Below are 12,208 nucleotides of genomic sequence, written 5' to 3' on the forward strand. Positions count from 1 at the left end.
TTCGGACGATATTGGCGGTCATGTTGGGCGGGAGTGCTTTAGCGGTGTTCGCCATGCTGCGCGCACAGATCATACCCGTCGGCGATGCGATCGGGATCGTCCTGCCGGAGGCCGTCGTCAAGCATCTGGGGGTGGCCGTGGATGATACGCTGGTGATCGTCCAGACCGCCATCGGCTACGAATTCTGGCCCGACGAGGCCGAGCCGGCCGAGTGACATGAAAATGCCCGCCGCGGGAATCGCTTCCCACGGCGGGCACCTTTCCTCCCCAGGAAAATGTTGGCGCGGGGCCGGGGTGAACGCCCGCGCCGAACTCGTCAGGCGGCGGCGGCCTTGAACTGGTCCGCCTCGGTCGATTCGGCGAGCGCGGTGGTGCTGCTCGATCCGCCGGCGAGCGTGGTCGCGACCAGATCGAAATAACCCGTGCCGACCTCGCGCTGATGCCGCGTCGCGGTGTACCCGTGCGCCTCAGCGCCGAACTCCGCTTGCTGCAGTTCTGAATAGGCCGCCATACCGCGATCCTTGTAGCCGCGCGCCAGCTCGAACATGCCGTAGTTGAGCTGGTGGAAGCCTGCGAGGGTTACGAACTGGAATTTGTAGCCCATCGCGCCGATCTCGCGCTGGAATTTCGCGATCGTCTCCTTGTCCAGCTTCGCCTCCCAATTGAAGCTGGGCGAGCAGTTATAGGCCAGCATCTTGTTCGGATATTCGCGCTTGATCGCCTCGGCGAAGCGCCGCGCATCGTCGAGATTGGGATAGCTCGTCTCCCACCAGAGCAGGTCGGCATGTTCGGCGAAGGCGAGTCCGCGCTTGATGCAATGGTCGACGCCGGTGCCCTCCTTCAGGCGGAAGAAGCCTTCGGCGGTGCGCTCGCCGGTCAGGAACTCATGATCGCGTTCGTCGATGTCGCTGGTGATCAGCTTGGCGCTCTCGGCATCGGTGCGCGCGCAGATGATCGTCGGCACGCCCGAGACGTCGGCGGCGAGACGCGCGGCGTCGAGGTTGCGGATATGCGCCTGGGTCGGGATCAGCACCTTGCCGCCCAGATGGCCGCACTTCTTTTCCGAAGCGAGCTGGTCCTCATAATGCACGCCTGCCGCGCCCGCGGCGATATAGGCCTTCATGATCTCGAAGCAGTTGAGTGGCCCGCCAAAGCCCGCTTCGGCATCGGCGACGATCGGGGCGAACCAGTCGCGCGTCGCGCCGCCTTCCGAATGCTCGATCTGGTCGGCGCGCTGGAACGTGTTGTTGATCTTGCGCGCCAGCTCCGGCCCGGCATTGGCCGGATAGAGCGATTGATCCGGGTACATCGCGCCTGCGGTGTTGGCGTCGGCGGCGACCTGCCAGCCGGAAAGGTAGATCGCCTTCAGCCCGGCGCGGACCATCTGCATCGCCTGGTTGCCGGATAGCGCGCCGAGGGCGTTGATATAGTCCTCGTTCTGCAGCAGCTCCCACAGCTTGTTGGCGCCCTTGCGCGCCAGGGTGTGCTCGATAACGACCGACCCGCGCAGCTTCTGAACGTCCGCCGGACCGTAGGGCCGGGTGATGCCGTCGAAACGGCCGGTCGGAGCTGGGATCAGGTCTTCGAAGCTGGTCATTGTCATGTCCTTCACTGCCGATTCGCCGGATAGGACGTGTCGGTGCCGCCTTGTTGCGGGACATTCGGCAAGACGGCGAGAGGGGACATGGTGAAATTGATGTGGCGCTGTGGGCTCGTCATCGGTACGCATTGTCGTTCTGTAATAAATTGACAGAGGTATGATGGCCGATCCGAAGCTGTTTGCCGGGCATGCGGTGCGGCGGTTGCGGCGCGGCGCGGGATTGACCCAGGCGGCGATGGCCGGCGTGCTCGACGTGTCGCCCAGCTATCTTAACTTGATCGAGCGCAACCAGCGGCCGCTCTCGGCGACGCTGATGCTGCGGCTGGCCGAGCGGTTCGATTTCGATCCGCTGCGGCTGGCGGCGGAGGAGCCGGGCGGGGGAGTGGAGGCGATGCGGCGGCGGCTGGCCGATCCGCTGTTCGCCGATCTGGAGATCGATCGCACCGAGCTCGCCGAATGGCTTTCCGCCGCGCCGGGCGGCGTCGAGGCGTTCGCGCGCGCGTTCGACCGGATGGGCGCTGGCGGGACGACGCCGGCGGACGACCCGATCGTGCGGGTGCGGCGCGAGATCGAGCGCTGGCGCAACCATTTCGCTGACCTCGACGCGGCGGCGGAGGCGCTGTCGGACGAACTGCGGCTGGGGTCGGGCGACCTTTACGGCGCGATCGCGGAGCGGCTGCGCGCCCGCCACAGCCTGGCGATCCGCATCCTGCCGCTCGACGTGATGCCAGACAGGCTGCGCCGCCTCGATCTTCACGCCCGGCAATTGCAGCTGTCCGAAACGCTCGATCCCGCCTCGCGCAGCTTCGCCGCCGCCTTCCAACTCGGCCAAATCGAGGCGCGCGACGAGATCGAAGCGATGGTGACCGGCGCTGGCTTCGTCGACCGCGCCGCCGAACGCCTTTATCGCCGCCACCTGACGAGCTATTTCGCCGCTGCGCTGATGATGCCCTACGCCCGCTTCCTGCGCGCGTGCGAGGGAACCGGCTACGATATCGAGCTGCTTCAGCGACGCTTCGGCAGCGGGTTCGAACAGGTCGCCCACCGGCTGACGACGCTGCAGCGCGTCGGCGCGCGCGGGCTTCCCTTCTTCATGATCCGCATCGATCGCGCGGGCGTGGCGTCCAAGCGCTACGCCGGCGCGAGCGGCGCTGCGCTTGTCGAGGCGGATGGACGCTGTCCGCTCTGGCAATTGCACCATGCTTTCGACCGGCCGGGACGGTTGATGGTGCAGCTGGTCGAGCTGGAAGACGGCGCCCGCTGGCTGACGATGAGCCGTACGGTGCAGCCGCAGGGGCGGCGTTACGGCGGTGTGAGCGCCGAGTTCGCCATCGGCCTGGGTGTCGCGGCGGGCCTTGCCGCGCCCCTCGCCATGGCGAAGGGCATCGATCTGAAGGGCGCGGGCGCAACGCCGATAGGACTGGGCTGCCGGGCCTGCACCCGGATCGATTGCCCGCAAAGGTCCGCTCCGCCGGCGGGGCGCACGCTCATCGTCAATGATCGCGAGCGGGGGGTGTCGCCGTTCGGCTTCGTCGCGGACTAGGCCTCGAAGCTTGCCCGATATCGTGCGCGCGACCCTGCCGGCCGCTCGTCGAGCGGTGCCGTCGACCGAGCCGGAAGCGGTGATCGCCCATCTGTGACGTCGGCGCTACACCAGCAGCCATAGCCCGGCGATAAGGCCCAGCGCGCCGAGCGACAGCGCGACGGCGATGATGCGCAGGCTGCGATTGGCCGCGGTGCGGACCTGGTGGGTGTCGAGCCTTTCCATGACGGCGCAGGCGCGGCGCTCGGCCGCCCAGAAGATGAAGATGCCGACCAGGACGAAGACCGTCGCCAGCGCCTTGGGCACCCAGAGCGGCTCGATCGAGCGGAACAGCGCGTGGAAACCGATTCCGACCGCCACGGCGGCGAGGCCGGTGCGCATCCAGCCCGCGAAGGTGCGTTCGTTGGCGAGCGCGGTGCGATCCTCGGCGAAGGCGGTGCGGTCTTCGGCGAGATGGGTTCGGTCCTCGGCCGGCATCAGCCGCCCGCCGCATCCAGCTTGGCGATCTGGCCGGCGCTCAGTTCCAGCCGCATCGCGCCGAGCATATCCTCTACCTGGCTGGCGCTGGTCGCGCTGGCGATCGGCGCGGTGACGCCGGGCTGTGCGGCGAGCCAGGCAAGCGCGATCTGCGCGTGGGTGGCGCCGGTTTCGTCAGCGACGCCGTCCATCGCCGCCAGCATGGCGGGGCCCTTGCCTTCGAGATACTTCCTCATGCCCCCACCACGGGGGCTTTTGCCGAGATCGGCTTCGGAGCGGTATTTGCCGGTGAGAAAGCCCGAGGCGAGGCCGTAATAGGGGATCACGCCGATATTGTGCTGGATGGCGAGGTCCTGCAGCTCGCCTTCGAACTTGCGGCGGCTGAGCAGGTTATATTCGGGCTGCAGCACCGCATGATGCGGCAGGCCCTCGGCCGCGGCGACATCGATCGCCTCCTTCAGCCGCATCGCGCTATAGTTGGATGCGCCGATGCTGCGGACCTTGCCCGCCTCGACCAGCCGGGCGAACGCGCCCAGCGCATCGGCCAGCGGGACGTTCTCGTCGTCCTGATGGGCGAAATAGAGATCGATCCGATCCGTCCCGAGCCGCCGGAGCGACTCTTCGACCGCATCGGCGATACGATCGGGCGCGAGGCCGCCCGGCATCATGCCGACCTTGGTGGCTATCAACACCCGGTCGCGCTTGCCCGAAGCCTTCAACCATTCGCCGATCATGCTTTCGGATTCGCCGCCCTTGTGGCCCGATACCCAGGCCGAATAGACGTCGGCGGTGTCGATCATCGTGCCGCCGCCATCGGCGAAGGCGTCGAGCACCGCGAAGCTCGCCTGCCGATCGGCGGTCCAGCCGAACACATTGCCGCCCAGCACCAGCGGCGCGATCTCGAGGCCGCTCGATCCGAGCGGGCGCTTCTCCGTCATTCCTGGGTCTCCGTCTGGTTGAAATCGACGAGGCTCTGATTGTCTAGCATCGCCGCGGCGTCGTTCAGCGCCTGCTGCTCCGCGGGCGTGACGCCCCCCGGGGCGGGTTCCGGATCGCTGCCGCAGGCGGCGAGGGCGAGGAGGGGAAGCAGAATCTGCGCGCGCATCGTCAACTCCAAACGAAAGGGGCCGCTCCGGTATCCCGGAACGGCCCCCGTCATGATCAGACGGTCGAAGGACCGGCCTCAGTTCTTCATGTCCGAACCGGCTTCGGAGAGCGCGTTGCCCGCGTCGCTCACCGCTTCGCCAGCGGCGTCCGCACCGTTGGCGACGGCCGCGCCGGCCTCGTCCATCGTCGCTTCGGCGGCGCCCAGCGCATTGTCGGTCGCGGCGTCGATGTCGTCGATCGCTTCGCCCATGGTGGCGTTGGCGTCGGCGGCGACGGCGTTGCCGGCTTCGGCGGTTTCGTTCTGCGCATTCTGGCTGCAGGCGGCGAGGCCGAGCGCGGCCACGGCGGCGATCGACAGAGCAAGCTTCTTCATGGACAACCCCTTACATGTGATGGGAAAACGCTGCGGCGTGGAAAGGCAATGCTGACGTCCCCTCCTGCGCCGCGCGGCGGAAAGCTAAACGTCCGTCCGCCTGCGCGCAATGCCAAACCGTCACGTCTCCGCAATGTTCCGAACATTGACCTCATATAAAGATTTCTTTATATGATAGGGAATGAGCCCCGCACTCGACATCTTCCGCGCCGTTGGCGATGCGACGCGGCTGCGCATTCTCGCGCTGCTCAGGCGAATGGAGTTGTCGGTCGGCGAACTGGCGCAGGTGCTGGGGCAGAGTCAGCCACGCGTATCGCGCCATGTGAAGATATTGTGCGATGCCGGCATAGCCGAGCGGCGCAAGGAAGGCAGCTGGGTGTTCGTTGCGCTGGGCGCCGCCGAGCGCGTGGCGCCGCTCATCGCCGCGATCGATGCGTGGCCGGGCGAGGACCATTGGGCGGTGGCGGACGCCGCGCGTCTCGCCGCGGTGCGCGCCGATCGCGCCGCCGCGGCCGCCGCCTGGTTCGAAGCCAACGCCGGCGAGTGGGACGCGATCCGGTCGCTCCACATCGCCGAAAGCGAGGTCGAGGCGGCGATGGCCCGCATCCTCGGCGACCGGCCGGTGGCCAAGCTCGTCGATATCGGGACGGGCACCGGCCGGATGCTGGAGCTGTTCGCCGGCGGGGCGCGCTCGGCGATCGGGATCGACCGTTCGTCGGAGATGCTCCGCCTCGCGCGGGCCAAGCTGTCCGCCCAGGGTCTCGATCATGCCGAGCTGCGCCAGGCCGATTTCACCGCTCTGCCGCTGGACGCGGCCGCGGCGGACCTCGCCATCCTGCATCACGTCCTCCATTTCGCGCAGGAGCCGGAAGCGGTGATCGCGGAAGCCGCGCGCGTGCTCGCCCCCGGCGGGCGGCTGCTGATCGCCGATTTCGCCCCGCACGAGCGCGAGGAACTGCGCACCCGCGACGCGCATGCCCGCCTCGGCTTCGGCGACGCGCAGATGGCGGGCTGGTTCGACGCCGCCGGCCTTGAGACGGCGGCGGTCGAGACGCTCGAGGGCGGCGAGCTGACGGTGAAACTCTGGCTGGGCCGCCGGCCCGCCGCGCAATTGAAAGAGGTGAAGGCGGCATGACCCCGACGTTCGGACAACTGGAGGAGGCGCGCCGCGCGCTCGACGCGCCGCTGTTCGCCGATCTGGCGGGCGACGCGCAGGTCAGCTTCGAATTCTTCCCGCCAAAGACGGAGAAGATGGAGGAGACGCTGTGGGATTCGATTCAGGCGCTCGCCCCCTTGTGCCCGCGTTTCGTCTCGGTGACCTACGGCGCCGGCGGCTCCACCCGCGAGCGCACCCACGCCACCGTCGCGCGGATCCAGCGCGAGACACTGTTGTCGGCCGCGGCGCATCTGACCTGCGTCGAGGCGACGAAGGACGAGATCCTCGCCGTCGCCGATGAATATTGGGCGGCGGGGGTGCGGCATATCGTGGCGCTCCGCGGCGATCCGCCGACCGCGGGGGCGAAGTTCGTCGCCCGGCCGGACGGCTATGCCGGCGCTGCCGATCTGGTCGCGGGGCTCAGGGCGCGGCATCCGTTCGAGATTTCGGTAGCGGCCTATCCCGAATGCCATCCCGAGGCGGCGGATGCGGCCGCCGACATCGACAATCTCAAGCGCAAGCTGGATGCCGGCGCGACGCGCGCGATCACCCAGTTCTTCTTCTCGCCCGAAACCTTCTTCCGCTTCCGCGACGCGGCGGCGAAGGCGGGCGTCGACCGCGAGATCGTGCCGGGCATCCTGCCCGTCTCCAACGTCGCGCAGACGCGGCGCATGGCCGGGATGTGCGGAACGGAAATCCCCGACTGGATGGGCCGGCTGTTCGAGGGGCTGGACGATCACCCCGGCGCGCGTGCGCTGGTCGCGGCGACGATCGCCGCCGAGATGTGCCGCAAGCTCTATGCCGGCGGGGTGCGCCATTTCCACTTCTACACCTTGAACCGCGCGGAGCTGAGCTTCGCGATCTGCCACCTGCTCGGCCTCAGGGCCAAGGCGGTGGCAGGGGAGAAGGCGGCTTAGGTTTCACATCGCTCTCCGCCCGTCACCCGGGACTTGTTCCGGGGTCCATCGCGCCACGAGCGATGGTCGTGCGGGTGGAGAGATGGACCCCGGAACAAGTCCGGGGTGACGGAGAATGAGATGAGTGCTCGAAAAAAACTGCTCGCCGAGGCCGCCAAGCGCATCCTGATCACCGACGGCGCGTTCGGCACCGAGATCCAGAACTGGAAGCTGGCCGAAGCGGCCTATGCCGGCAGCCTTGGCCTGAGCCACGATCAGAAGGGCAATAACGACATTCTCGCGGTGACGATGCCCGAGGTGCCCGAGACGATCACCCGCGCCTATCTGGACGCCGGATCGGATATCGTTTCGACCAACACCTTCAGCGCCAACAGCATCAGCCAGGCCGATTACGGCGCGGAAAGCCTGGTGCGCGAGATCAACCTGGAATCGGCGAAGATCGCGCGCCGCCTGGCCGACGAATATGCCGCGAGGGACGGCCGCCCCCGGTTCGTCGCCGGCGCGATCGGCCCGACCAACAAGACGCTGTCGCTGTCGCCCGACGTCAACGATCCCGGCTTTCGCGAGATCGACTTCGACTATCTGACCGGTGTCTATCGCGAGCAGATCGATGCGCTGCTGGAGGGCGGGGCGGATTTCATCCTGATCGAGACGGTGTTCGATACATTGAACGCCAAGGCCGGGATCATGGCGGCGATCGAGGCGGGCGCGGCGCTGGGCCGCGACGTGCCGATCATGCTCTCCATGACGCTGACCGACCTGTCCGGCCGCAACCTGTCCGGCCACACGGTCGAGGCGTTCTGGCACGCGGTGCGCCATGCGCGGCCGGTGACGATCGGGCTCAACTGCTCGTTCGGGGCCGAGCAGCTGCGACCGCACGTCAAGACGCTGGCCGACATCGCCGACACGCTGATCATGGTCTATCCCAATGCAGGCTTGCCCAACGAGCTTGGCGCTTATGACGAGGCGCCGGAGACCACCGCCGGCCTGGTCGGCGAGTGGGCCGGCGCGGGACAGGTCAACATCCTCGGCGGCTGCTGCGGATCGACACCCGCGCACATCAAGGCGATCGCCGACGGAGTGCGGGGGCTGAAGCCGCGTGCGCTGCCTCAGCCGCCGGTGCTGACCCGCCTCGCCGGACTGGAGCCGATGACGATGGCGGCTTAGTCCTTAAAGCCCTCTCCCCTTCAGGGGAGAGGGTTGGGAGAGGGGCAGTCTGCCCCAAGCGCCGTCTCCCGTTACTTCCCCTCTCCCCGACCCTCTCCCCTGAAGGGGAGAGGGGGAAAGAAGACGATGACCCAATCCTCCGCCCAATTCGTCAATATCGGCGAGCGCACCAACGTCACCGGGTCCGCCGCGTTCAAGAAGCTGATCATGGCGGGGGACTATCCCCGTGCGGTCGAGGTCGCGCGCCAGCAGGTCGAAAACGGCGCGCAGGTGATCGACGTCAACATGGACGAGGGCCTGCTCGACGCCGAGGTGGCGATGACCACCTTCCTCAAGCTGATCGCCGCCGAGCCCGACATCGCCCGCGTGCCCTTCATGATCGACAGCTCCAAATGGAGCGTGATCGAGGCCGGCCTCAAATGCGTCTCGGGCAAGCCGATCGTCAACTCGATCAGCATGAAGGAAGGCGAGGCGCAGTTTCTTGAGCAAGCGCGCAAGTGCATGGCCTACGGCGCCGCCGTGGTGGTGATGGCGTTCGACGAGGTCGGCCAGGCGGACACCAGGGACCGCAAGGTCGAGATCTGCGAGCGCGCCTATCGGCTCCTCACCGGCATCGGCTTCCCGCCCGAGGACATCATCTTCGATCCCAACATCTTCGCGGTGGCGACGGGGATCGAGGAGCACAACAACTACGCGGTCGATTTCATCGAGGCGTGCAGGGAGATCAAGGCGCGCTGCCCGCATTGCCACATCTCCGGCGGGCTATCGAACCTGTCGTTCAGCTTTCGCGGCAACGAGCCGGTGCGCCGGGCGATGCACTCGATCTTCCTCTACCACGCCATCCCCGCGGGGATGGACATGGGGATCGTCAATGCCGGGCAGCTCGACGTGTACGACACGATCAATCCCGAGCTGCGCGAGGCGTGCGAGGACGTCATCCTCAACCGCGATCCCGACGCGACCGAGCGGCTGATCGCGCTCGCCGAACGCTACAAGGGCAGCGACGCGGTGGCCGAGAAGCAGGCGGCCGAATGGCGCGGCTGGGACGTGACCAAGCGGCTGGAGCACGCGCTGGTCAAGGGCATCGACAGCCATGTCGTCGAGGACACCGAGGAGGCGCGCCTCCAATATGCCCGTCCGATCGAGGTGATCGAAGGACCGCTGATGGACGGGATGAACGTCGTCGGCGACCTGTTCGGATCGGGCAAGATGTTCCTGCCGCAGGTGGTGAAGTCGGCACGCGTGATGAAGAAGGCGGTCGCGCACCTCCTGCCGTTCATCGAGGCGGAAAAGCAGCCGGGCCAGCGCGGCAAGGGCAAGATCGTGATGGCGACGGTCAAGGGTGACGTCCACGATATCGGCAAGAACATCGTCGGCGTCGTCCTGCAGTGCAACGGCTTCGAGGTGGTCGATCTGGGGGTGATGGTGCCCTGGTCGAAGATTCTCGAGGCGGCGAACGAGAACGACGCCGACATGATCGGGCTCTCCGGCCTGATCACCCCCTCGCTCGACGAGATGGTGACGGTAGGCGAGGAGATGCAGCGCGCAGGGATGACCATGCCGCTGCTGATCGGCGGCGCCACCACATCGAAGGTCCACACCGCGCTGCGCATCTCGCCCGCCTATCAAGGACCGGTGGTGCATGTGCTCGACGCCAGCCGCGCGGTGGGCGTCGCCTCGACCCTGGTGAGCGATACGCAGCGCGACGCCTTCGTGCTCAAGACCGCAGAGGATTACGAAGCCGTCCGCGTCGCGCGCGCAAACAAGGGACAAAGCGAGCTGCTGCCGCTCCAGACCGCGCGCGAACGTGGGTTCGAGGCGGATTTCGGGCTCAAACCGCCCGCTCCCAAGCAGCCCGGCGTGCACCTGTTCGAGGATTGGAACCTGACCGATCTGCGCGAGACGATCGACTGGACGCCCTTCTTCCGCGCCTGGGAGCTGGCCGGCACCTATCCGGGGATTCTCGACGACGCGGTGGTCGGCGAAAGCGCGCGCGGCCTGTTCGCCGATGCGCAGGCGATGCTCGACACAATCATCGCCGAGAAATGGCTGACCGCAAGGGGCGTTGCGGGACTGTGGGAATGCCGGAGGGAGGGCGATGACGTCTTTCTAAAGCCCTCTCCCCTTCAGAGGAGTTCCGGGTCGATTGTGCCCCCGGCACAATCTCAACATCGCGGGGCGATGTTGACCCGGAACTGGTTGGGAGAGGGGAACGACATTGGCGGCGAAGAGCCGGCTAGGGCGATGGACACACTGCCCCTCCCTCCGACCCCCTCCCCTGAAGGGGAGGGGGAGGTGCGCCTCCCCATGCTCCGCCAGCAGATCGCCAAGCGCGAGGGGCGGGCCAACATGTGCCTCGCCGATTTCATCGATCCCGCGGGCGACTGGATCGGCGGCTTCGCGGTCGGCATCCACGGCATCGAGCCGCACCTCGCGCGCTTCAGGGCCGAGCATGACGATTATCGCGACATCCTCTTGAAGGCGCTGGCCGACCGCTTGGCCGAGGCGTTCGCCGAGCGGCTCCACCAGCACGTCCGCACCACATTGTGGGGCTATGCGCCGGACGAGCAGCTGACCAACGAGGCGTTGATCCGCGAGCAATATCGCGGCATCCGCCCAGCGCCCGGTTATCCCGCCTGTCCAGAGCATAGCCTGAAGCCGGTCCTGTTCGACCTGCTCGGCGCCGAACGCACCGGCCTGTCATTGACCGAGAGTTTCGCGATGCTGCCGACCGCGGCGGTATCGGGCTTCTATTTCGGTCACCCCCAGGCCGAATATTTCGGCGTGGCGCGAATCGGGCGCGATCAGCTGGAGGACTATGCCGCGCGCCGCGGTGTCGATTTGGCACAGGCGGAACGCTGGCTGCGGCCAAATCTGGACTGAGTTAACCCTCTATTCGCCTTATCGCGGGGGCGTATGCGCGGCATCCTGGCGGCATGCGCACACTCCTCCTTCTCGCCGCCGCGCTCGCCGCCGGCCCCGGTCTCGCCCAGCCGGCGTCCGCACCGTTCACCGTGGTCGAGACAGGGCAGGGCTTCCGCACGCTCGACGAAGCGGTGGAGGCGGTCCATAACGACACCGCGACGATCCGCATTGCGCCGGGCACCTATCGCGACTGCACCGTCCAGCAAGCGGGCAACATCGTCTATCAGGCCGCGGTGCCGGGCAAGGTGATCTTCGATGGCGGCACCTGCGAAGGCAAGGCCGCCTTCGTGCTTCGTGGCACCAGCGCGGTGGTCGACGGCATCGTCTTCCGCAACATGCGCGTGCCCGACGGCAACGGCGCGGGCATCCGGCTGGAGATCGGCACGCTCGCGGTCAAGAACGCGATGTTCCTCGACAGCCAGGAGGGCATCCTGGCCGGCGACCAGCCGCAATCGATCAGCATCGATCGATCGACGTTCTCCGGCCTCGGCCGCTGCGACCAGGGGCTGAGCTGCGCGCATTCGGTCTATATCGGCAATATCGACAGCGTGAAGATCACCCGCAGCCGTTTCGAGCGCGGCACCGGCGGCCATTACGTCAAGCTGCGCGCCAAGCGGATCGAGGTCACCGATTCGAGCTTCGACGACAGCGCGGGCGAGGGCACCAACTACATGATCGACCTGCCGGCGGGATCGACCGGGCTGATCGCGCGCAACACCTTCGTGCAAGGGTCGGACAAGGAGAACTGGACCGGCTTCATCGTCGTCGCGGCGGAGGATCGGCAGAACAGCTCCGCCGGGCTGACGGTGCGCGACAATATCGCCAGCCTGGCTCCGGGAGCGAAAAGGTCGCCGAGCTGGGTGGCCGATTATTCGGGCGACCGGCTGGAGATCGCCGGCAACCAGCTGAGCGAGGGGATCAAGCCGTTCGAGGCGCGCTGAGC

12 protein-coding genes are annotated in these 12,208 nt (G+C 67.3%); 7 read left to right on the plus strand and 5 right to left on the minus strand.

The window, feature by feature from the left end:
• The first annotated feature begins 11 nt into the window (after positions 1-11).
• Positions 12-215, plus strand: coding sequence for a hypothetical protein (locus D1610_RS16960; RefSeq protein ID WP_222926918.1), 204 nt, complete (start codon positions 12-14; stop codon positions 213-215).
• Between the two features lie 101 nt (positions 216-316).
• Here the strand turns inward: D1610_RS16960 and aceA are convergent, their stop codons facing one another.
• Complete coding sequence (gene aceA, locus D1610_RS03300) at positions 317-1,597, minus strand: isocitrate lyase (RefSeq protein ID WP_118862659.1); 1,281 nt, start codon at positions 1,595-1,597, stop codon at positions 317-319.
• A gap of 163 nt (positions 1,598-1,760) precedes the next feature.
• On the opposite strand from aceA, the gene D1610_RS03305 reads away from it, so the two are divergent.
• Positions 1,761-3,143 (plus strand): helix-turn-helix domain-containing protein, encoded by a 1,383-nt coding sequence (locus D1610_RS03305; RefSeq protein WP_118862978.1) that lies wholly within the window; start codon positions 1,761-1,763, stop codon positions 3,141-3,143.
• 105 nt (positions 3,144-3,248) lie between these two features.
• Here the strand turns inward: D1610_RS03305 and D1610_RS03310 are convergent, their stop codons facing one another.
• From D1610_RS03310 to D1610_RS03325, 4 genes are all read right to left on the minus strand, one after another.
• Entirely contained in the window at positions 3,249-3,620 is a 372-nt protein-coding gene (locus tag D1610_RS03310) for a YidH family protein (RefSeq protein WP_118862660.1), read from the minus strand.
• The gene (locus D1610_RS03315; RefSeq protein ID WP_118862661.1) at positions 3,620-4,558 is read right to left on the minus strand and encodes an aldo/keto reductase; all 939 of its coding nucleotides are present in this window, start codon (positions 4,556-4,558) and stop codon (positions 3,620-3,622) included. The genes D1610_RS03310 and D1610_RS03315 overlap by 1 nt, the downstream gene beginning before the upstream one ends.
• Complete coding sequence (locus tag D1610_RS16965) at positions 4,555-4,725, minus strand: hypothetical protein (RefSeq protein ID WP_182466680.1); 171 nt, start codon at positions 4,723-4,725, stop codon at positions 4,555-4,557. Before D1610_RS16965 ends, D1610_RS03315 begins: the two co-directional genes overlap by 4 nt.
• Positions 4,726-4,803: 78 nt before the next feature.
• A complete protein-coding gene (locus D1610_RS03325) occupies positions 4,804-5,100 on the minus strand; it encodes a hypothetical protein (protein ID WP_118862663.1) in 297 nt (98 codons plus the stop codon).
• A gap of 181 nt (positions 5,101-5,281) precedes the next feature.
• Here D1610_RS03325 and D1610_RS03330 point away from each other — a divergent pair, with 181 nt between their 5' ends.
• The 5 genes from D1610_RS03330 to D1610_RS03350 all read left to right on the plus strand — a co-directional run bounded on the left by D1610_RS03330 (position 5,282) and on the right by D1610_RS03350 (position 12,206).
• On the plus strand, positions 5,282-6,235 hold the full coding sequence (locus D1610_RS03330) for an ArsR/SmtB family transcription factor (protein ID WP_118862664.1): 954 nt from the start codon (positions 5,282-5,284) through the stop codon (positions 6,233-6,235).
• Entirely contained in the window at positions 6,232-7,173 is a 942-nt protein-coding gene (gene metF / locus D1610_RS03335; RefSeq protein WP_118862665.1) for a methylenetetrahydrofolate reductase, read from the plus strand. The genes D1610_RS03330 and metF overlap by 4 nt, the downstream gene beginning before the upstream one ends.
• 120 nt (positions 7,174-7,293) lie before the next feature.
• Positions 7,294-8,340, plus strand: a complete 1,047-nt coding sequence (locus D1610_RS03340) for a homocysteine S-methyltransferase family protein (RefSeq protein ID WP_118862666.1) — start codon at positions 7,294-7,296, stop codon at positions 8,338-8,340.
• A gap of 126 nt (positions 8,341-8,466) precedes the next feature.
• Entirely contained in the window at positions 8,467-11,223 is a 2,757-nt protein-coding gene (locus D1610_RS03345; protein ID WP_118862667.1) for a vitamin B12 dependent-methionine synthase activation domain-containing protein, read from the plus strand.
• Between the two features lie 53 nt (positions 11,224-11,276).
• Positions 11,277-12,206 carry a right-handed parallel beta-helix repeat-containing protein gene (locus D1610_RS03350; protein WP_118862668.1) on the plus strand — a complete coding sequence of 310 codons (930 nt, stop codon included), beginning with the start codon at positions 11,277-11,279 and terminating at the stop codon, positions 12,204-12,206.
• Positions 12,207-12,208: the final 2 nt, after the last annotated feature.

Origin of the sequence: Sphingomonas gilva (genome assembly GCF_003515075.1) — a bacterium.
Taxonomy (GTDB): domain Bacteria; phylum Pseudomonadota; class Alphaproteobacteria; order Sphingomonadales; family Sphingomonadaceae; genus Sphingomonas; species Sphingomonas gilva.